This is a genomic window from Lyngbya sp. CCAP 1446/10 (assembly GCF_026130175.1).
Taxonomy (GTDB): Bacteria; Cyanobacteriota; Cyanobacteriia; order Cyanobacteriales; family Microcoleaceae; genus Microcoleus.
The window spans coordinates 1-22,381 of record NZ_JAIGNI010000019.1 but is presented as its reverse complement, the minus strand read 5'-3'; the positions used below and the strand labels follow the sequence as shown (position 1 = coordinate 22,381).

15 protein-coding genes are annotated in these 22,381 nt (G+C 47.2%); 4 read left to right on the top strand and 11 right to left on the bottom strand.

All coding sequences use genetic code 11. The annotated features are described in order from the left end of the window. Positions 1 to 88: 88 nt before the first annotated feature. Positions 89 to 829: an HAD family hydrolase gene (locus tag K4039_RS10685; RefSeq protein WP_265235156.1), complete on the bottom strand. Its 741-nt coding sequence runs from the start codon at positions 827 to 829 to the stop codon at positions 89 to 91. Between the two features lie 211 nt (positions 830 to 1,040). Between K4039_RS10685 and K4039_RS10680 the strand changes: the two genes are divergently transcribed. Next, on the top strand, positions 1,041 to 2,192 hold the full coding sequence (locus K4039_RS10680; RefSeq protein ID WP_265235155.1) for an ISAs1 family transposase: 1,152 nt from the start codon (positions 1,041 to 1,043) through the stop codon (positions 2,190 to 2,192). 16 nt (positions 2,193 to 2,208) lie between these two features. Here the strand turns inward: K4039_RS10680 and K4039_RS10675 are convergent, their stop codons facing one another. The 10 genes from K4039_RS10675 to K4039_RS10630 all read right to left on the bottom strand — a co-directional run bounded on the left by K4039_RS10675 (position 2,209) and on the right by K4039_RS10630 (position 20,750). Further along, positions 2,209 to 2,604 (bottom strand): endonuclease domain-containing protein, encoded by a 396-nt coding sequence (locus K4039_RS10675; protein WP_265235200.1) that lies wholly within the window; start codon positions 2,602 to 2,604, stop codon positions 2,209 to 2,211. Between the two features lie 315 nt (positions 2,605 to 2,919). Further along, on the bottom strand, positions 2,920 to 7,122 hold the full coding sequence (locus tag K4039_RS10670; RefSeq protein WP_265235154.1) for a CheR family methyltransferase: 4,203 nt from the start codon (positions 7,120 to 7,122) through the stop codon (positions 2,920 to 2,922). Between the two features lie 1,076 nt (positions 7,123 to 8,198). Continuing rightward, positions 8,199 to 8,642: an endonuclease domain-containing protein gene (locus tag K4039_RS10665; protein ID WP_265235153.1), complete on the bottom strand. Its 444-nt coding sequence runs from the start codon at positions 8,640 to 8,642 to the stop codon at positions 8,199 to 8,201. Between the two features lie 409 nt (positions 8,643 to 9,051). Beyond that, a complete protein-coding gene (locus K4039_RS10660; protein WP_265235152.1) occupies positions 9,052 to 13,269 on the bottom strand; it encodes a chemotaxis protein CheB in 4,218 nt (1,405 codons plus the stop codon). A 229-nt stretch (positions 13,270 to 13,498) separates the two neighbouring features. Next, on the bottom strand, positions 13,499 to 14,908 hold the full coding sequence (locus K4039_RS10655; RefSeq protein ID WP_265235151.1) for an adenylate/guanylate cyclase domain-containing protein: 1,410 nt from the start codon (positions 14,906 to 14,908) through the stop codon (positions 13,499 to 13,501). Positions 14,909 to 15,453: 545 nt separating this feature from the next. Continuing rightward, positions 15,454 to 16,707, bottom strand: coding sequence for a 30S ribosomal protein S1 (locus K4039_RS10650; RefSeq protein WP_265235150.1), 1,254 nt, complete (start codon positions 16,705 to 16,707; stop codon positions 15,454 to 15,456). Positions 16,708 to 17,495: 788 nt separating this feature from the next. Further along, positions 17,496 to 18,053, bottom strand: coding sequence for a transcriptional regulator NrdR (nrdR, locus tag K4039_RS10645; RefSeq protein WP_265235199.1), 558 nt, complete (start codon positions 18,051 to 18,053; stop codon positions 17,496 to 17,498). A 397-nt stretch (positions 18,054 to 18,450) separates the two neighbouring features. After that, positions 18,451 to 18,546, bottom strand: a complete 96-nt coding sequence (locus K4039_RS10640) for a photosystem II reaction center protein T (protein WP_096830854.1) — start codon at positions 18,544 to 18,546, stop codon at positions 18,451 to 18,453. 147 nt (positions 18,547 to 18,693) lie between these two features. Then, complete coding sequence (gene psbB / locus K4039_RS10635; protein WP_265235147.1) at positions 18,694 to 20,223, bottom strand: photosystem II chlorophyll-binding protein CP47; 1,530 nt, start codon at positions 20,221 to 20,223, stop codon at positions 18,694 to 18,696. Positions 20,224 to 20,420: 197 nt separating this feature from the next. Then, positions 20,421 to 20,750 (bottom strand): hypothetical protein, encoded by a 330-nt coding sequence (locus K4039_RS10630; protein ID WP_265235146.1) that lies wholly within the window; start codon positions 20,748 to 20,750, stop codon positions 20,421 to 20,423. A 157-nt stretch (positions 20,751 to 20,907) separates the two neighbouring features. On the opposite strand from K4039_RS10630, the gene K4039_RS10625 reads away from it, so the two are divergent. From K4039_RS10625 to K4039_RS10615, 3 genes are all read left to right on the top strand, one after another. Continuing rightward, complete coding sequence (locus tag K4039_RS10625; protein WP_265235145.1) at positions 20,908 to 21,279, top strand: type II toxin-antitoxin system RelE/ParE family toxin; 372 nt, start codon at positions 20,908 to 20,910, stop codon at positions 21,277 to 21,279. Next, entirely contained in the window at positions 21,269 to 21,622 is a 354-nt protein-coding gene (locus tag K4039_RS10620) for a helix-turn-helix domain-containing protein (RefSeq protein ID WP_265235144.1), read from the top strand. Before K4039_RS10625 ends, K4039_RS10620 begins: the two co-directional genes overlap by 11 nt. A gap of 83 nt (positions 21,623 to 21,705) precedes the next feature. Next, positions 21,706 to 22,381 (top strand): FAD-dependent oxidoreductase (locus K4039_RS10615; protein WP_265235143.1); only part of this gene is annotated, 676 nt, incomplete at its 3' end.

Here is a 22,381-nt window from a genome sequence, read left to right as displayed (position 1 = left end):
GGAAACGGCATTGCCGTTTCCCTAGCTTTTGTGGGGTGGGCTTCTAGCCCGCCCGAAAAGATTTGGAGGAAACGGCATTGCCGTGTCCCTACTCTGCTACAATTATCATCTCATCCAAAGATGCGATCGCCACATCAGCCTTTTCCAGATGATTAACCTCAGCATTTCCCCAACAAATCCCGATACAGCCAGCCGCGCCAGCATCTTTACCCATCTGAATATCACCCGCCGAATCTCCCACCATCAAAGTGGCTGCGGGATTTACTCCGAGTTTTTCGCAAGCTTGCAAAAACAATTTCGGATCAGGCTTGTGAAGCGTTGAATCAACTCCCATTTCTAACTGAATCCAATCGCTTAATTCGTGGTGTTTCACAAACTTTTGCACTGCCGCAGTCGTAGCAGCCGACAGAATTCCCAGCTTCAAACCAGCTTCCGAAAGATTTTTCAGCACTTCCAAACTGCCGACAAACATCGGAGAAGAAGACGCATTTTTAAACATTTCGTCAGCTTCATCAAAAGCGCGGCGCGCAATAGTTAAAGATTCCAGCCATCCCCTGCCAGTTTCCGCGATGTATCCCGCTGCAACAATCTCATTTTCCCTGCGACTACCGACTGCTAGTAAACCCGTGGGGTCGATGCTAGCGCCATTGATACCCAAAGCCATTTGTAAAGGCTCTCCAACGCCCGGAATTTGAGCATCTGCGAGGCGCGCTCGCTTAATTCCCAACAATCTCAAAAACTCCTGAGAATCCTCTAGAGTGCCGTCTTTGTCGAAGATTACAGCTTGGATATTTGAGAAGGTAATGCCCCGACATTTAATAGTTACCAAGAATCATAACTCCCGAATTTTTATATTTTTTTGTATTGTCTCATGTTGTGCTCTTTTTGGCAATTGTTTTTAAAGCAAAATGATACTCTTGTCCCCCCCTTCTGAAGGGGGGTTAGGCAGGGTGGATTAATTGTCAGGGGGGAATGTATGATAGAAGAGGCAATCAAGTCTGCCCCGGATGGGTAGATTATAATTATGGAGTGCATCAGCAATGAATTTAATTGAAGCAATTAAGGCCGTTCCAGATCATCGACATCCGAGAGGGATTAGACATGAACTTTGGCTGATATTAACGATAATTTTGTTGGGTAGTTGTACGGGATATTGGGGGTATAAGCCTTTAGTTGAGTTCACCGAGAATCATCGAAAAGCCCTCATAAAATTATTGGCTCTCCCGCCTGATATTCGGTTTCCATCAGATTCAACATTTAGAAATATAATTCAAGCATTAGATTTTGAGGTTTTAGCAGTTCTTTTTAATGTGTGGTGTAAACAAACATTGTCAATAGACGAAGGAGAATTGATGGCAATGGACGGAAAAGGCATTAAAAGTACCTTAACAGGTGGCAACAGCTCTTACCAAAATTTTGTCAGTATGGTTTCCGTTTATAGTCATCATCATGGATGGGTGGTGAGACATCAAGTTATGGAAAATAAACAGAAAAGTGAAGTCGAAGTCGTACAGGAGCTAGTCAAGGAACTCTCCGGTAATAAAGTAGTAATTACCCTCGATGCACTACATTGTCAAAAAAAAACGCTAGCCTTAATTATTAATTGTGGCAATGACTATATAGTTACGCTCAAAAAGAATCAATTAAATCTGTTTAAAGCGGCTAAAAAATTAGTGAGTTCTGCCGTGGCGACTGACGAACATGAAGTCTCTGAATCGGTACATGGGCGAACCACAACTCGCCACACCAAGATTTATCCAATTCCACCTGAATTATTACCCCTTTGGGCTGGTCCAAAACACATAATTGTGGTCAGGAGATATGGAACCAGATGGGAGGGAAAAAAAAGTCGTCGTCATCTGGTTAATTTCGATGAAATACACTATTATTTAAGTAGTCTGGATTGGTCGGCGAGTCAATTTGCCGAGGCTATTCGTGGGCACTGGTTGATTGAGAATCGACTGCATTGGGTGAAAGATGTGACGTTAAACGAGGATAACGATATTCGTCGTGGTGGCAATGCACCAGCCAATTGGGCAATGGTTAGACAATTTTTATTTTCATTGGCTCGCCTGAAAGGTACTCGTACTTTTCCTGAAGCTTTAAGATTAATGGCTAATCAAATTGAAGATTTGAGTGAGTTACTTTTTGATTTATCTAGTCAAGATAAACCTGTTAAATGCCTCGCATAAAGTTGGTCAATAGCCTTCATAGCCTTGATTTCGCCTCTTGACAATTAATCCACCCTGCTTCTGAAGGGGGGTTAGGGGGGATCTGGCCTCTGCTATTACGATCGCCCTCCGCCCACAACTCCTGACAAACTCCCTCAAAACACTGCAACACATCAACATTCGTAAACCTGACAACTTTCAGCCCATACCCCTCTAAAATCCCTGTTCTTTCTGCATCATGTTGTTTCCCCTGTTCGGTAAAATGACTCTCTCCATCAACCTCAATTACCAATCTTAAAGCAGCACAATAAAAATCTACGATAAAATTGTCAATAGGCCGCTGTCTCAAAACTCGAAAAGGGAAATTTCTCAGAAAATCTTGCCAAAGTTTTTTTTCGGCTGGAGTTGGATTTTTCCGAAGTTCTTGGGCGATTGGGATAAGTTTTGGGTTCTAAGGTAGGTGGAAATTGGAGTCGTTTAATTTGGTCATAATTCTCCTCCTCTCGATCCGGAGATCCCCCCTAACCCCCCTTAAGAAGGGGGGGATAAGAGAGTTCTCAAAGTCCCCCTTCTTAAGGGGGATTTAGGGGGATCTCCGGGGCATAAATATGTTAAGTGAACCGTATTTGGTCATAATTCTCTTCCTCTCGATCCGGAGATCCCCCCTAACCCCCCTTAAGAAGGGGGGGATAAGAGTTGAAACCGCTAATTCTTATCTAAAATATCATAACTCAAAACCCCAAAATATTTAAAATCGTCCTGCTAAATTGGCAACTATTAATACTAATTGAACAGGCTTCACAGGTTTCGTAATATGTGTTTGAAAACCCGCTTCGATCGCCCTTTCGCGCTCTTGCTCGCTCGCATACGCAGTCAGCGCAGCGGCAGGGATTTTTCCTCCGGCTGGCGCAGCAAGAGCTCGCACTTGCTGAATTAAAGAATATCCGTTTTGCTCAGGCATTCCCAAATCCGAGATCAGCACGTCATATCTGCCGGGATTTTCCGTCAAAACAGCCATCGCGGCTCTTACAGATTCCGCTGTCACAACCTCAGCGCCGTAATGTTCCAGCACATATTTTAAGAGCTCCCGCGTATCAGCCTCATCATCGACAACTAACACCTGCAAATTTTCCAAAGAAGGGACACGATCGCCTAAAGTGTTCAAAGACTCTGAAAATGCAGCCGACTCTAAACCGTTTGGCGGTGTCAACTCTTCACCCGATGCTCGCAAAGGCAATCTCACAATTATGGTAGTTCCTTGTCCCTCACCCGGACTTTCGGCTTGCACTCTTCCCCCGTGCAATTCGACAAGATGGTACACGATCGACAAACCCAATCCCAAACCTTGATTGGTTTTAGTGGTGCTAGAATCTCCTTGGCGGAAACGATCGAAAATATGCGGCAACAACTCGCGTGCAATCCCTTTTCCCGTGTCGGTGACTCGAATTTCTGCTCGATCGTCGATCGCCTCCAGCACAATTTCCACTCGTCCCCCCGATGGAGTAAACTTAATCGCATTAGACAGGATATTCCACAAAACCTGCTGCAAACGATCGATATCTCCCAAGACAACAGCAGAAGTCAACTGCGAAACAATTTGAATGTTTTTTGCTTCCGCTGAACATTGAATCCCATCGATCGCACCTTGCACCACTAACCGCAGATCGATCGCACAGGTGATAAGTTGAAGCTTACCGTTCGTAATCCGGGAAACATCAAGAATATCTTCGATTAACTGAGCTTGGGCCTTGGCGCTGCGCTCGATCACCTCTAGAGCGCGATCGGCGGCTGCTTGCTTCAGGTTCCCCTCGCGGAGCATTTGCGCCCACGCCAGAATCGGAGTCAGGGGATTGCGGAGCTCGTGGGAGAGATTCGCCAGAAATTCGTCTTTAGTTCGGTTAGCAATTTCTGCTTGTTCGCGGGCCAACTTTTCCTGCTCCAATAACTGCGATCGCTCTTTCTCAAACTGCTTGCGAGCGGTGATATCCTCGATCGACAGCAGAATCATGGAAACGCTGTCTTTTGGTTCAACTTTACAAGCATTGATCAGCAGAGTTTTCGGCCCGATCAGCTCAAAAACCTGCTCGATCTCAAAGTTGTTAATCTCAACATTATTAACCCGAATATCTTCCAAAAGCCCTCGCAGTTGCGGGATATTCCACTGCCCGTTAGCCCATTCAAACCAGTCAGCTTCGGCAGTTTCGGAAGATGAAACTTGAAACGTTTCGTATAACGCTCGATTGGCAGTGTTCACTCGCAAATCAGCATCCAGCACAATTAAAGGCGTCGGCACGCTTTCCACAATTGTTTCTGCATAATTGCGAGCCGTTTCTAACGTTGCAGCAGTGCGTTTGAGAGCATCAATATCGATCAAAACTATTACCACACCCTCAATCTGGTTTTCAAGCGTCCGGTAAGGACGAATGCGGAGGGCGTACCAATATCCCGATGCAGTTTGCACTTCTTGTTCTTTGGTATTGAGAGTATCGATCACCTCCCAAATCATCGCTTCTAAATTGGGAATTTCCAGATTGGCTCGGATGTCGCTAAACGGGCGCCCGACATCCGTAGAAATTAGATTGAACAGTCGCTGCGCCATCGGCGTAAAACTGCGAATCCGCAAATCGTCGGCCAGCATTAAAATTGGAATACTGATACTAGCAAGCAAATTAGTCACATCATTATTAACCTGCTGCAAATCGAGATTTCGAGTGCGAAGTTCCTCGACAGTAGTAATCAGTTCTTCGTTAGTAGCTTGAATTTCTTCTTTAGCCGTTTCTAGTTCTTCGTTGATGCTTTGCAGTTCTTCATTGCTCGAAATAATTTCTTCGTTGGCAACTCTCAGGTCTTGATTGAGATTTTCTTGATCCTCTACCACCGCTTGCAGGTGCGCTTGAGCCAGTGTTTTATCTTGGTTGGCGGTGGCAATTTCCTGCCTCAGTCGCACTATTTCCCGCTCTAAATCGCTTGGTTCTAAGCTGTCAAAAGTTACGGTTCCCAGGTCGCTTGCTGGGGGTAAAGCTTCTTCAAACAGCACCAAAAAATAGCGCGTTTCCACGATCGCCGGCTGGAACGGAATCACCTCAAAATTGACGAAAGTCGTGTCGCCCTCTTCCACCCTCACCCCTTCTTTTCTCACCGTCGCATTCTGGCTTTGCGCTTGATAAATTGCGGTGCGAAGCTCCGCAGACAATCCTGAAACCGCCATTGCGAACAAATTTAAACTCGGCGTTCCTGGTGTTAATCTCAAGTAGCGATTGGTATTTCCCCGCAGTTGCAGAATCTCCATCTGGTCGTTCACCACCGCACCGACAGAAGCAGAGCGATTTAAAATCAATTGGTCTGTTTCGCGCTGCAAGTCAAAGCTGTTGGCAAAATTTGCATTCATTGGCCGCCGATTATCTAGTTGAGAGAGGGGAGAGAAACTCGTCGTAAACGAAAGTCGGGGACGAGTTGCTGTTAACTTTTTGGTAAAAATTTTAGACGGCCCGTCGGCTAAAGTAAAGAAGTCCGAGGATTTGCCCGTACTTTCGGAAGTGCCGAGCATCAAGAAGCCTGTTGGGTTGAGACTGTAATGAAAAATCGCCAAAACTCGTTTTTGCAAAGGTTCTGCTAAATAAATCAGCACATTGCGGCAGCTAATCAGATCGAGATTAGAAAAAGGCGGATCGATGCCTAAGTTTTGTCGGGCGAATACGCACAGTTCGCGGACTGCTTTGCTGATGCGATATCTGCCTGTTTCTACGGGGACAAAGAAGCGGGTGCGTCTCTCTTCGGAAACGCCTAACATTTGGTTTTCTGAGTACAGGCCAGACCTCGCTTTGCCGATCGCCCCTTCGCTGATATCTGTAGCAAAAATCTGAATCGGCAGCGACAGATTTCGATCGCCCAAATACTCTAACAAGCAAATGGCGATCGAGTAAACCTCTTCACCAGTCGAACATCCCGCCACCCAAATCCGCACCGGAGCTTCTGCCGATTTATTTTGGGTAATTGTGGGGAAAACTTGCTCTTTTAAGCGTTGAAAAGCTTCTAAGTCGCGGAAAAAACTCGTGACGTGGATCAAAATTTCTTCATACAAAGCTGTGACTTCCGCCGGATATTCGAGCAGATATTGGGCGTAATCTTCCAATCGTACCATCTTGTACAGCAGCATCCGCCGCTGCATTCGTCGGTTCAGGGTGGCCGATTTGTAGTGGGTGAAGTCAACGCCTGCGGTCGATTTTAGCAGCGCAAAAATAGTCCCCAGGGCAGATCCGGGTTCTGGCAATTCTTCAGGGATTGTGACGGGGAGCGGCCCGACTAGAAAGGCATGGCGGCTGAGATTTTCTAGTTCCCGCGCAATTGCTTCGGGCGGCAGAATGAAGTCTACACTGCCTGTAGCGACGGCGGTAATGGGCATACTGTCGAATTTTGCGCTTGCTTCGGATTGAGCAAAAGTCACGCCACCGGCTGCTTTGATGGCCATCAGCCCCAAGGCTCCGTCTCCATCGGCTCCCGATAAAACTACGGCGATGGCTTTGTTCCCCCGATCGACTGCTAAGGACTCGAAAAACGCATCTCCCGGCATATATTTGCCAAAAACCTTCTCCCTCGGCATCAGTTTCAGCCTTCCTTCCAGCAGCAGCAGCTTGGTATTCGGCGGAATGATGTAAACATGGTTCGGTTCTGGGGCGATCGCGTCTTCCACCTCGCCCACGGGCATTTGCGTGGTTCTGCTGAGAATTTCGCCCAGCAGGCTTTTGCGATCGGGCGCTAGGTGCTGGATCAGCACAAATGCCATGCCGGTATCTGCGGGTAAGTGAATCAGCAACTGGATGAATGCTTCCAACCCTCCAGCAGAGGCCACAATCCCGACGATCGGAAAAGGGGCATCGGTTTTGGCTTCTAGCTCTAAGTCGATCGCACCGGGGGCGATCGGTGCAAATGTATCTTCGTTAGATAAGTTCATAAATATCCATTTTAATTACCGCACGCAGTTATTAGCAGCCAACCCTTGTCAGCCTCCGAGTAATGCGGACTATTCTAATAGCAGCTTGAATTGCTAAGATTGTGCAACCGCCTTAAGGCTTAGGTGCAATGTGAGAGCGTCGATAAAAGGACTTAGGCACAATTACTGAAGAAATCGATTGTTTATACTCTGGTGGGCGGCTGTAACGAGATTTTTTGGTATGAAAACCCGGTTTTTAGGTAATTGCTAAATCTTATGTCATTGTTGGCGATCGGCTTAGCTTTTGTGATGTGGGGCGATCGGCTTAGCTTTTGTGATGTGGGGCGATCGGCTTAGCTTTTGTGATGTGGGGCGATCGGCTATTAGTGTTAACTGAAAACTAAAATCCTTGAGATTTTTCGCTGCTAGCAGAGGCCAGATCCCCCCTAGCCCCCCTTAAGAAGGGGGGGACAAGAAGCGCTCAAATTATCCTTTTTTGATGGGGACAAGCAGCGCTCAAATTATCCTTTTTTGATGGGGATAAGCAGCGCTCAAATTATCCTTTTTTGATGGGGATAAGCAGCGCTCAAATTCTCCTTTTTTGATGGGGATAAGCAGCGCTCAAATTCTCTTTTCTTGACGGGGGAAAAGCAGCGGTCAAATTCTCTCTTTTTGAGGGGACAATAACACTCAAACTCTACTTTTTTAAGGGGAACTTCGCTCGCTTCTTATCCCCCCCTTCTTAAGGGGGGCTAGGGGGGATCTGGCCTCGGCTATTACGAGATGCCCGATCGCTTCTTGTCCCCCCCTTCTGAAGGGGAACTTCGATCGCTTCTTGTCCCCCCCTTCTGAAGGGGGGCTAGGGGGGATCTGGCCTCGGCTATTACGAGATGCCCGATCGCTTCTTGTCCCCCCCTTCTGAAGGGGAACTTCGATCGCTTCTTGTCCCCCCCTTCTGAAGGGGGGCTAGGGGGGATCTGGCCTCGGCTATTACGAGATGCCCGATCGCTTCTTGTCCCCCCCTTCTGAAGGGGAACTTCGATCGCTTCTTGTCCCCCCCTTCTGAAGGGGGGTTAGGGGGGATCTGGCCTCTGCTATTACGAGATGCCCGATCGCTTCTTGTCCCCCCCTTCTGAAGGGGGGTTAGGGGGGATCTGGCCTCTGCTATTACGATCGCCCTCCGCCCACAACTCCTGACAAACTCCCTCAAAACACTGCAACACATCAACATTCGTAAACCTGACAACTTTCAGCCCATACCCCTCTAAAATCCCTGTTCTTTCTGCATCATGTTGTTTCCCCTGTTCGGTAAAATGACTCTCTCCATCAACCTCAATTACTAATCTTAAAGCAGCACAATAAAAATCTACGATAAAATTGTCAATAGGCCGCTGTCTCAAAACTCGAAAAGGGAAATTTCTCAGAAAATCTTGCCAAAGTTTTTTTTCGGCTGGAGTTGGATTTTTCCGAAATTCTTGGGCGATTGGGATAAGTTTTGGGTTGTAAGGTAGGTGGAAATTGGAGTCGTTTAATTTGATCATAATTCTCCTAATCTCGATCCGGAGATCCCCCCTAACCCCCCTTAAGAAGGGGGGGACAAGACTCTTCTCAAAGTCCCCCTTCTTAAGGGGGATTTAGGGGGATCTCCGGGGCGGAAAAATTGTTAACTGAACCTATTTTGTTATCATTCTCGTAATCTCGGCTTGATCCCCCCTAACCCCCCTTAAGAAGGGGGGGACAAGAGTGTTCTCAAAGTCCCCCTTCTTAAGGGGGATTTAGGGGGATCTCCGGGCTATAAAAATTGTTAACTGAACTTGTTTTGTCATAATTATTGTAATCTCGGCCCGGAGATCCCCCCTAACCCCCCTTAAGAAGGGGGGGACAAGAGTTCAACCGCCGAGTCTTCTCAAAAATATTCACTATCAACTCTCAACTGTCAACTGTCAACTGTTAAAATCGCCCTGCTAAATTAGCAACAATTAATCCTAATTGAACGGGCTTTACAGGCTTAGCAATATGTGTTTGAAAACCCGCTTCGATCGCCCTTTCGCGTTCTTTATCGCCAGCATACGCAGTCAGCGCCGCCGCTGGGATTTCCCCTCCGGCTGACGCAGCAAGGCTTCGCACCTCTCGAATCAAGAAATACCCATCTTCCTCCGGCATCCCGATATCCGAGATTAGCACGTCGTATTTGCCGGGATTTTCAGTCAAAGCAGCCATCGCACTTCGGGCATTTCCAACCGTCAAAACCTCCGCCCCGTAGCCTTCCAGCACAAATTTTAACAAATCGCGCGTATCGATTAGATCATCCACAACTAAAACGTGCAAACCATCCAAAGAAGGCACATCATCACTCGATACATTCACAGGCGCAGCCAATACAATTGGCTGTAAATCGATCGCCCCTGTCAACACTTCAGACAACTCTCGCAACGGCAATCTCATGGTGATTGTAGTTCCTTGTCCCTCACCCGGACTATCTGCTTTCACCGTTCCTCCGTGCAATTCTACCAGATGACGCACGATCGACAAACCCAATCCCAGCCCTTGACTAGCCTTAGTCGTGCTGGAATCGCCTTGATGGAAACGATCGAAAATATACGGTAAAAATTCGGCCCGAATCCCTTTTCCCGTGTCGCTGACTCGGAGCCCGGCGTGATCGTCGATCGACTCCAACGCAATTTCCACCCGTCCCCCGGCTGGAGTAAACTTAATCGCATTAGATAGCAGATTCCACACAACTTGTTGCAAGCGAGCAGCATCGCCTAAAACAGTCGCAGAACTCAACTGCGAAACAATTTCAATGTTTTTGGCCTCCGCTGATAATTGCACCCCATCAATCGCAGCTTGCACCACTAACCCCAGATCGATCTGACTGATATCGAGAGCCAGCTTGCCACTGGTAATCCGGGAAATATCCAGCATATCTTCGATTAACTGAGATTGCGCCCTCGCGCTCCGCTCGATCACCTCTAGAGCGCGATTAGCGGCTGCTCCCTTAAGCTGACCAGATTTCAGCAGTTGTGCCCATCCCAGGATCGGAGTCAGGGGATTGCGGAGCTCGTGGGAGAGATTCGCCAGAAATTCATCTTTAGTACGGTTGGCGGTTTCTGCCTGTTGGCGGGCTAACTGTTCCTGCTCCAATAACTGCGATCGCTGTATTTCAAACTGCTTGCGATCGGTGATATCCTCGATCGACAACAGAATCATTAAAGCTTTGTCTTCGCGTTCAAGTTTACAAGCATTCAGCAGCATAGTTTTCTGCCCGATCTGCTCAAACTGGTGATCCAACTCAAAGTTTTGAAGCTGAACATCACTAACCAGAATATCTTCCAAGATCCATCGCAATTGGGGGATATTCCACTGCCCGTTTCCTAGCTCAAACAGCGAAGATTTTGATGTATCTGAGAATGAAACCTCAAACGTTTCATAGAACGATCGATTTGCTTTGTTCACTCGGAAATCAGCATCTAGCGCGACTAAAGGCGTTTGCACAGTTTCCACGATTGTTTCAGCGTAGTTGCGGGCATCCTCTAAGGTTCTGGCACTGCGTTTAAGAGCATCAATATCAATCAAAACCATTACCACACCGTCAATCCGGTTTTCCGTTGTGCGATAAGGACGAATGCGGAGGTTGTACCAATATCCCGCTTGAGTTTGAACTTCTTGTTCTTTCGTCTGGAGAGTATCAATCACCTCCAAAATCATCTGTTCCAAGTCAGGAACGTCAAGAGTTAATCGGATGTCGCTAAAAGGTCGTCCAATATCTGTGGGAATCAGATTAAAAAGTTGCTGCGCCGTTGGCGTAAAGCGTCGAATATGTAAATCGTTTGCCAGCATTAAGACTGGGATATTGATACTAGCCAGCAAATTTGTCAGATCGTTATTGAGCTGGGTTTGTTCAAGATATTGGCTCCGAAGTTCCTCGTTAGTGGTGGTGAGTTCTTCGTTAGTGGCTTGAATCTCTTCTTTGGCAGTTTCTAACTCCTCGTTGGTGCTTTGCAACTCCTCATTGCTCGATAGGATTTCTTCGTTGGCAATTTTGAGGTCTTGGTTGAGATTTTCCTGCTCCTCGATCAGCGATTGCAGGTGCGCTTGAGCAGCATTTTTTTCTTGGTTGGCCGTGGCAAGTGCCTGCCTCAGCCGCTCATTTTCAGGATCTAAATCACCTTGCTCGCCGCTTTCGGAAGTGAGGCTGCAAAAGTTGAGATCCGTGGGTGCAGCCTCTTCAAATAGCACCACAATGTAGCGTGTTTCGACAGCCTGTGGCTGGAACGGTATCACCTCAATATTGACGATAGTCGATCGCCCGCCCGATTCAACCGATACTCCTTCTTTCCTAACAGTCGCGTTCTGCGTTTGTGCCTGATAAATCGCGGTGCGAAGATCAAGCAGCAAGCCTGTCCTTGCCATTGTCAGCAAGTTTAAGTCCGGCGTTCCGGCTGCCACTTTAAAGTAAGGATCGATGTCTCCCCGCACTTGCAGGATTTTCATCTCCTCGTTGACAACCACACTGGCTGGGGCATAGCGATTCAAAATCAGTTGTTCAGTTTCTCGCTGTAAGTCAAAGCCATTCATCAATTTTTCATTTACTCCCTGCCGTTCACCTACTTTAGCGACTGGATAGGAACTCGGCATAAACGAAAAAATGGGACGAGTCGCAGTTAACTTTTTAGCATAAATTTTAGACTTTTTATCCACCGAATTAAACAAGTATGAATATTTGCCGATACTCTCAGAAGTGCCTAACAGCAGAAACCCTGTTGGGTTAAGACTGTAATGAAAAATCGGCATCACTTTCTTTTGCAATGATTCTCCCAAGTAGATCAGCACATTGCGACAGCTAACTAAATCGAGATTGGAAAAAGGCGGGTCGCTGCCTAAGTCTTGTCGGGCAAATACACACATTTCGCGGATAGCTTTGCAGATTCTATAACTACCTCCTACTTCGGCGCGAATAAAGAAGCGTTGACGGCGCTCTGGTGAAATGTCTACCATCTGGTTTTCTGAGTAGGAGCCAGACCTCGCTTTGCCGATCGCGGTCTCGCTAATATCTGTGGCAAAAATCTGGATCGGCGGCGGGATAACTCGATCGCCCAAAAACTCTAACAAACAAATGGCGATCGAATAAACTTCTTCACCCGTGGAACATCCCGCCACCCAAATCCGAATCGGAGCATTTGCCGATTTATTTTGGGTAATCGTGGGGAAAACCAGCTTTTTCAAATTGTCAAATACTTCGGGATCGCGGAAGAAACTGGTAACGTGGATCAGGATTTCTTCATACAAAGCTTTGACTTCAGCCGAATTGTGTCGCAGGTGTTCGGCGTAAGCATCCAATGTCTCCAGCTTGTACAATACCATCCGCCGCTGGATGCGTCGAGCGATCGTGGTGCGTTTGTAGTGGCTAAAATCAACGCCTGTAGTCGATTTCAGCAGCGCAAAAATAGTGGCCAGGGCATCTTCCTGTTGCGGCGATTCCTCAACTATTGTCAGGGGAAGCGGGGAAGTGAGAAGGGGATTGCGACTGTAGTTTGCCAGTTCCTCGGCAATTTTTTCCGGTGGCAGAACAAAATCGACATTTCCTGTAGCCACAGCCGTGTTAGGCATACTATCGAATTTTGCCGTGTCTTGACATTGAGCAAAAGTCATGCCTCCGGCTGCTTTGATTGCCTTGAGTCCCAGTGAACCGTCGCCGTCTCCCCCGGATAATACTACGGCGATGGCTTTGTGTCCGCGATCGATCGCCAATGACGTAAAAAACGCATCTCCCGGCATATATTTGCCATAAATCTTCTCGCGGGGTGATAGTTGCAGCACGCCTTTAGATAGCACCATTTTGGTGTTTGGCGGAATGATGTAGACTTGATTCGGCTCTACAGCTACGCCGTCTTTTACCTCACTAACAGGCATTTGCGTTTCTCTGGCGAGAATCTCGGTCAGCAAACTCTTGTGATCGGGCGCTAAATGCTGAATCAGCACAAACGCCATACCCGTATCTACTGGTAAATGGCTGAGTAGCCCCGTAAATGCTTCCAACCCTCCTGCTGAGGCGGCAATCCCCACAATCGGAAAGGGGGCATCCGTTGTGGCTAATTGTGCGCTGTCGAGGGCGGCTGGGGCGATCGATTCGGGTGTAATTTCTGGAGAGAATTGATTAGAAGTCATGCTTTTAAATCCTGTACCGCAGCTATTTCGCAGCAAATATATCTGTTGAGCGTGCGGCTGAGTAATTCGGACTATTTTTATTAGAGCTTAAGTTAGTACAATTACGCAACTAGCTTAAGGATGAGGTGTAGCTTGGGAGCGATTAGATGAGCGCGATCGAAGGACTGTATCTGCTGTTGCGTAAATTACCAGGAGAAGCGGGAAATAACCAGTATATCTGCTTACCTTATTAGCTTTTTTTAGCAAGCAGTTCAGCAGACAGGGCGATTACTGATTCAGTATTAATTTTAGCAGTAAAAGCGACTTGTGCGCCTTGTATCCCTTTTAAATCTTCAACTCGTCTTTGAATTTCGGAAACTCCAGCAGCTTTTAATGCTGTTAAAAATCCCTGGTCATGATAAACATCTTCGGAAAATGAAACTTCGTCACTTTTAGAAAGATTTTGAATGCGGGCCGCTTTGTTGACTGTGGAACCAAAATAGTCGATCGAATTATTAAGATTTACGAGCAAAGCCGTCCCTCGGTGAATGCCAATTCTGACTTGAATCCACTCTTCTTGTTGGCGAGTTGAGTTGTACTCTCTGAAACTAGCCACAGCAGCAGCGGCCGCCATAATTGCTTGTTCGTTGCTGATAAAGGAAGCCATAACGGCATCGCCGATAGTTTTAATGACTTTACCGCCAAATTTCTCGATCGACTCAAAGAAAATTTCAAAATGGTCGCGCACAATATTGTAAGCTTTAGTATCTCCCAGCGTTTCGTACATTCTGGTAGAACCGGTAATATCGGTAAACATAATAGTAATCGCCCGAATCTTGACTCGCTCTCTTTCCGATATTACTCGATCGCCAAACAAACGCTTGTAATCCGGGTGATGAAGCAGTTGCATTCCTGACAGCCGCAGGGGCAGTTGTTCTAATGTCAATTCATCGGGCAATACATCGGAATGCAAAATCAGCCCAGACAAATTGTGTTCGGTATTAGTTAGTTCTATTTTCACTTTTCCCGGACGCACTTTCAGCTCTTTTTTGTCAAAATCTTTGCCCGCTAACTGCTTGAGTTGAATTTCTTGGATGTCTGCGGTTTCTTCGCCTTCAACCTGTAAAATCCCTTTAGCTAAAGTGAGGGGACAGCAGTAGCGATATCGACCGTTTTCTAAGGTGACAGTCTCGGATTCGGTGCAGTAGAGAGGCGTTACCAGTTGCAGTTTGTTCTGGAGTACCGGAGGCGGAGAGCACACGGGCCGCAGTTGCGGGTCTTCGATTTCTTTGTTGAGGGAAAAAGTAACTTCGACGCGATCGAGCAAATCAATTTTAAACTCGCGATCGCACATCGGGCAGAAAGACATTTCCGATGTGTCTGCCAAATCCTTAAATTCCTCTGCTATCATGTTGCAGTGGGGACAGTGGATGTCCCAGTGCAAGTCGAAAGCACCGGCGTTTACTCCGTGCAGAAATTCCGAAGTAATTCTTTTAACATTCTTGACTGTATCGCCTGCTACGTAGTAAGGGTTAATCCGCAATCTCTGCAAAATGTGGGAACCGATTAACCAGTTTTCGATTTGGTCGATCGTTCCTTTGCTCGAATTGGGACGTTTTTTAAGCTGTTTAAGTTTTTCTTTTAATAGTTCGATATTCATTATCAGCTTGCCTTTGAGCGTCAGGGCAAGAAATTTCTAAGCATTTTGTTGTGTGATTTGCTCGTCTGGTGTGTTCTTGCCTGAGAATTCTGATGAGTTTGCACCTGTGCGGATGTCCCTGATGTGTTTATAAATCTTAACAAATTATGAGGCTAAAGGCGATGTTTATTTAGGCAGAGCGATGATGCTGCCTTTTTTTTATCCAAAGAGCGATCGTTGCATCTATCTACAGGAAGATGTTAAATAATTGGTAGTTGGTAATTGGGAATTGGTAATTAGTAATTGGGAATTGGGAATTGTCAACCACTAAGCAGCGACTAATTAGTAATTAGTAATGACTGCTGTTCGCGAGCGGGGACAGCACTTCTGACTAATGACTAAGGCTTAATGATATCCTGTCCGGTCAATTACCCCGACTACAAACCAATCTTAGTATGGTCATTCGAGCGGACATGATATGACTACTTACTAATGACTAATTACTAATTACTAACTGCAAAAAAAAAGAGGGAATTTTCCCTCTTTTAATCACAGTGACGGCGATGTTATTCGACCGTTGTAGAAGGAACTTCTTCCTCTACTACTTCCGGTGCGGCTTCTGCTGCGGCTTCTGCTGCGACTTCCGGTGCGGCTTCTGCTGCGACTTCCGGTGCGGCTTCTGCTGCTACCTCTGGTGCGGCTTCTGCTGCTACTTCGGGTGCGGCTTCTGCTGCTACTTCGGGTGCGGCTTCTGCTGCTACCTCTGGTGCGGCTTCTGCTGCTACTTCGGGTGCGGCTTCTGCTGCTACTTCGGGCTCATCCTCTTCCATTGCTGAGGGCACATCTTCGAGCATTTCGTCGGAGATATCATCATCAGCATCAGTTGAGTCTACAGGAACATCTATGCCTGCTTTAGCTTGCTTTTGAGCGAGCATTTTCTCCCGGAACTTAGCTGCCATTTCTTCAGCTTTTTCATAAACCAATTCGCGATTTTTGACCATCGCGCCCGGTTCCGGTTCCAACTGCTTGGTGGAGAGAGAAATCCGGCCTCTCTCAGCATCCAAGTCAATGATCATCACTTTCACTTCGTCGTTGACATTAAACACGCTATGAGGCGTATCGATGTGGTCGTGCGAAATTTCTGAGATGTGCAGCAAGCCGCTGACACCACCGATGTCGATAAACGCACCGTAAGGCTTGATACCGCGTACTGTACCGATGACCACTTCCCCGACTTCGAGGCGGTTCATCTTGCGTTCGACTAAGGCGCGACGATGACTCAACACTAGGCGGTTGCGGTCTTCGTCTACCTCTAAGAATTTTAATGGTAATTCTTCGGCGACTAATTCTTCCTTCGGTTTGCGGGTACTGATGTGAGAACCGGGAATAAAGCCTCGCAAGCCTTCAATTCTGACAAGTGCGCCGCCACGGTTGGTGGCAAATACTTGCGATCGCACAGTAGCATCTTCTGCTTGCAGTTGTCGCACTCTTTCCCAAGCCCGCATATACTCGATGCGCCGGATGGACAGGGTTAATTGTCCGTCTTCGTTTTCATCGGTGAGGATGAAAAATTCTCTGGTTTCGTTTGATTGCAATACCTCTTCAGGGCTTTCGACTCGATTGATAGACATTTCCTGAATGGGAATGTACGCTGCTGTTTTAGCACCGATATCAATCAGAGCGCCCCTGGGTTCTATACTAAAAACTGTACCGGCTACTACGTCGCCCGGGCTAAAGTGATAGTCATATTTATCGAGTAGGGCTGCAAAATCTTCGTGAGTAAAGCCGATGTCTTTGACTGTGGTTTTGAGATTGACCATGCGAATAGTTTCCTAGGATTTCTCTCCTTCATGTTTTTCATTGGTGCCGGCAGATATTAGAGATTTTGGTGAAAAAGCGGTTAACTTCTTGCAAAATCTTTTACTAAAGTCAGTTTTTGCTAACTTTCCCCCGGTGCAACTGCACATCCGGGCTTGCCATTACTGTTACTCCAAGCTCTGTGTTAAAACTTTTCATCTTACACATTGCAGAGTCAAGTAGACTATTGTGACACTCTCAGGTATAAATAAACTGAGATTCTTTATGCAGCGAGCTGACTTGCTGGTGACAGGATTACTCTTGTCTAAGTAGAGGTCGCTTTTTAGAGAAGCATAAATTCCGGTATGCCCTACCGTATTTAATTAGTCACCGACCTGTATTTCAATACGGTTGAGCTAACGCTGTTTATTGCCCGGAGATCCCCCTAAATTCCCCTTAAGAAGGGGGACGAAAGAGAATACTCTTGTCCCCCCCTTTTTAAGGGGGGCTAGGGGGGATCTGGCTTAACTAAACCGTATTGACCTTTAGTTAGGTTTTGTTCAAATTTAGCTTTCCTAAACTGCAACACCTATCGGTGTGACTACGCACTCAACTAAATTAGTTGAGTTTTTACGTTGTCTAGTGATACTCAATTTTAGACCGATGATGATCATATCATACCCAGCACTGTTACTGAGAAAAAAGAACACTCGCTCGACTGAGAGTCCCTTGAGTCGATCGAACTCCGGGCCTTCCTCGCAAGACGGTTTTCCATCTCCCAGAATATTTTTCTAAATTAATTTGAGCGAACTTAGCTGGGAGTGGCGCAGGATGCGGGGCTTTGTCGATCGCACGCATCGGCATCTGACAAATCTGGGTCAAAATCTGACGGAGTTTCTTGATTATGGGCTTCGTTGAGGGGATTTTGAAGGTGATTTAGAGTATCTACAAAATCTCGGATGCCTCGAAATTGCCGATATACGGAGGCAAAACGGACATAAGCGACTTCGCTGAGCGGGCGTAGGTGCGACAACACCAGTTCCCCAATTTCTGAGCTGGCGAGTTCTCGGAGCGATCGACCTTGGAGTTGCGCTTCGATTTCTTCGGCCAGGCTTTCTAGTTGGCCGGAAGACAAACCTGTTTTTTCGCAGGCCCGAACCAGTCCTCTGACTAATTTTGAGCGATCGAAAGATTCGCGTTTGCCGTCCCGCTTAATCACCGTAATCGGCACAAATTCTATGCGTTCGTAAGTTGTGAAGCGGTGCTGACAGCTCAAACATTCGCGCCGCCGACGGATGCTTTGACCTGATTCGGCTGAACGCGATTCGAGAACGCGACTATTTGTATGTTGGCAGGAGGAACAGCGCATGATTGCTGATTTTAACAGGCGTTGCCAGCAAATTGCCATTCATCTAACCGCGTGGGGTCTAATGAATGGCTGGACTAGAAAAATGACTCGGCACATGGCGCTGAGCAGAGGTGTCAACTTCACGTCAAACGCAGTTCTAGACTGCTGTTTGACGACTAGGCTAGATCCCCCTAGCCCCCCTTAAGAAGGGGGGGACAAGAGCGTCTTGCGTCTCCCCACTATCCGGGGGGGGACAAGAGCGCCAAAGTCCCCCGACTATCAGGGGGGACAGAGTATTCTCTCAAAGTCCCCCTTGCTTTTGGGGGATTTAGGGGGATCGGGCCTCAGCTATCAACGAGAGATACAAAAGTTTTTAGACGATTGTTAACCTGACGGAACGCAGCAGGCGCATAGCTAATTATTTGCCAATCCGAGGTGGTTCCCGAAAGGCGATCGCAAAAAATATCACGCCCAAGGCTAAAGCCAGCATCAAAATGTAAGCAACACTTTCCATGTTAAATTTTCCCTATCTTCCCTTGCTATATTATTTTATCTTAATTATTGCTGCTTTTCTTATTAACTAAAAAAACCCGGTTTCTTGAAGAAACCGGGTTTTTGTGCACCGGGGAAGTTTCCCGGTGCTCTGTTTGGCGGCAGAAAACTAGATAGATTCTTCTCTTCTTGTGCTCTTGTCGCCCAGTTTTTGGAACAAGCCCCACTCGACTTGCTCTTCCAAGTCAGCCTCAACTCCAGCAAACACGTCGCGGAAAATAGTCCGAGAACCGTGCCAGATATGGCCGAAGAAGAACAGCAAAGCAAAGCAAACGTGTCCGAAAGTGAACCAACCGCGAGTTGAAGTGCGGAAAACACCGTCAGAATTCAAGGTTTCGCGATCGAATTCAAACAGTTCACCCTTTTGGGCGGCGAGAGCAAACCTCTTAACATCTAAAGGATTATTAAAGGTTTGACCATCAAATTCGCCACCGTAAAAGCTGACAGTAACTCCCGTTTGTTCAAAGCTGTATTTTGATTCAGCACGACGGAAGGGGATGTCAGCGCGAACGACTCCATCTTTGTCCGTCAAAATTACTGGGAAAGTTTCAAAGAAGTTGGGGAGTCGTCGTACCGACAAAACCCGACCTTCGTTGTCAGTAAATACTGCGTGCCCCAGCCAAGTTTTAGCAATACCGTCGCCGTTGACCATCGCGCCAGCACGGAACAAACCACCTTTAGCAGGAGAGTTGCCCACGTAGTCGTAGAAAGCCAATTTTTCGGGAATTTGCTCGTAAGCTTGTTGGAAGCTTTGGCCGGAGGCTAAGCTAGCTTGAGCTCTGCGATCGATCTCTTGTTGGAAATAGTTGCCGTCCCACTGATAGCGGGTCGGGCCGAAAAGCTCGATCGGAGTAGCAGCAGAACCGTACCACATCGTACCCGCAACCACAAAGGCCGCGAAGAACACAGCAGCGATACTGCTAGAAAGTACAGTTTCGATATTCCCCATCCGCAGGGCTTTGTAAAGACGTTCCGGCGGCCGCACGCTCAAGTGGAACAAACCGGCAATTACGCCGACTACGCCCGCTGCAATGTGGTGAGCCACGATGCCACCCGGATTGAACGGATCGAAGCCTTCAGGGCCCCAAGAAGGCGCCACTGCCTGGACGTGACCGGTCAGGCCGTAGGGGTCGGACACCCACATTCCGGGGCCGAAAAGTCCCGAAAGGTGAAATGCGCCGAAGCCGAAGCAGAGCAAGCCGGAAAGGAACAGGTGAATGCCAAACATTTTTGGCAAGTCGAGGGCTGGTTCGCCGGTGCGGGAGTCTCTGAAGAGTTCCAAGTCCCAGAATACCCAGTGCCAGACTGCTGCTAAGAACAGTAAACCAGAGAGGATGATGTGAGCGATCGCAACGCCTTCAAAAGACCAGTAGCCAGGATCGACGTTACCTTCGCCCGTGACGCTCCAACCGTTCCAAGAACCGGTGACTCCCAAGCGAGTCATGAAGGGCAGCACGAACATCCCTTGACGCCACATCGGGTTCAGAACGTGGTCTGAGGGATCGAAAATTGCTAGTTCGTAAAGGGCCATCGAGCCGGCCCAACCTGCCACGAGGGCAGTGTGCATTAAGTGTACAGAAATCAATCGGCCTGGGTCATTTAAGACGACTGTGTGTACGCGATACCAGGGTAGTCCCATTGACTGCGGTTCTCCAAGGTGTAAGTGATGATGTCATTTTGACGGAAAATTCAGATTTTCCATCCCGAGCGGTGATGTCCGGGGTTTAAATTCTGTCTTTTGCCGAATCCTTTCTACCTTCACAGGAGGAGGTATAAAAATGAAAGTTATTTAAAGAAGTGTATCGAGTGTTAGAACCGATTGCAATATGTTCAACATTACATTAATTGTGGACTATCGATTTGGCAGCGGGCGGCGATCGTCCCGAGGCGTTCGAGAACTTGCTCGGCATCGATGAGTCTGGTAAGGGTAACGTTGCCAATATTTTTTCCCGGATCTGCCGGATCTAGAGGGGTTCCGGGTTGGACTTCTACCATGAGTACAGCGTCTTCTACGCGGTAGAGCCACATTTTTTCAGTTCGATCCGAAAGGCAGAGGTTGAGCTGTTGGATATCCGGCTGTCGTCTCCAGCCGGCGACTGTCCACTCGCCGCCAACCCCCCAGACGCGCCCGACTTTCCAGCCGTCGGATAAGAAGAAATATTTCATTTGCTGTGTACGCTTATTGAGATTTTTTTGTCTAACATAGCGCAAAACTGCAACAGTACGGAATTATTGAACTGCGAAGACGCCAAGGGTGCATATAAATATTATTATTCGATCGACTATTACCTATAATATGCTACGTAAGGCATAATTTATCCAAATGACATGGAACATTGAGTTTCACTTGGATTTTTACTCTGAGTTTACCGAATTCCCCACTGATGTCAGATTAGAGCTTTTAGCAAAACTCACACTCTTACAAGAATTTGGTCCAAACCTCAAGCGTCCTCACGTCGATACTCTCAATGATTCTACCTACACCAATAGGTCGGAACTTAGGTTTCAGGCGGCTGATGGAGTTTGGCGAGTCGCTTTTGCATTTGACCCCCGCCGATCTGCGATTCTATTGGTAGCTGGAGACAAATCTGGTAGTAGTGAGAAGCGATTTTACAAGCAACTAATTAAGATAGCAGATAGTAGATTTACCGGCCATTTGAATAAGTTAATGGAGCCAGAAACAAATGACAATTAGCCTGAAGACTATTATGGAAAACTTTCCTCCCGAACAACGAGCAATAGTCGAAAAGCGATCGGTTGAATTAATGGCTGAAGAAATGACCTTGCAAGACTTACGAAAAACAAGGAAATTTACTCAAATTCGCATGGCAGAATTATTAAATGTGCGTCAAGAAAATGTCTCGCGACTCGAACGCCGTGCGGATTTGTTGGTATCTACTTTGCAAAGTTATATCGCGGCAATGGGTGGGGAGTTGTCATTTGTCGTAGAATTCAAAGATCGACCCCCCGTAAAAATTACTGGATTAACATCGATGTTTGAAGAAAGCAGCTACACTAATGGAGAGGAAGAGTTTTAATTGACGAAACTAAAACCTAATTTTGCCAGATGTCTATTCTTCAATCTAAAGTCTAAAATCTAAAATCTAAAATCTAAAATCGAATGACTGCACAAACCCCAGTACAATTCCAAGACAGTTTCGACATCATCGTAGTAGGTGCTGGACACTCAGGCTGCGAAGCCGCCCTCGCCACATCTCGCCTCGGATGCCGCACCCTTTTACTCACCCTCAACCTCGACAAAATCGCGTGGCAACCATGCAATCCAGCCGTCGGCGGGCCCGCTAAAACTCAACTTACCAACGAAGTCGATGCCCTGGGCGGAGAAATCGGTAAAATGGCCGATCGCACTTACCTACAAAAGCGCGTCCTCAATGCTTCTAGAGGCCCCGCAGTTTGGGCGCTGAGAGCCCAGACAGACAAGCGGGAATACGCCGCCGTGATGAACAATATTGTCGAGAATCAAGAGAACTTGACCATCCGCGAAGCGATGGTTACAGACTTAGTATTGGGCAAAAACGAAGAAATTATCGGCGTTGAAACATACTTCGGGGTTGCCTTTGAATGCAAAGCCGTAATTCTCACCACTGGCACATTTCTCGGTGGCACAATTTGGGTTGGCAATAAGTCGATGCCCGCCGGACGTGCCGGAGAATTTGCCGCAGTCGGCTTGACAGAAACTCTCAACCGTTTGGGCTTTGAAACCGGACGTTTAAAAACAGGAACTCCGGCAAGAGTTGACAAACGTACCCTCGATTACACCAACCTGGAACCGCAGC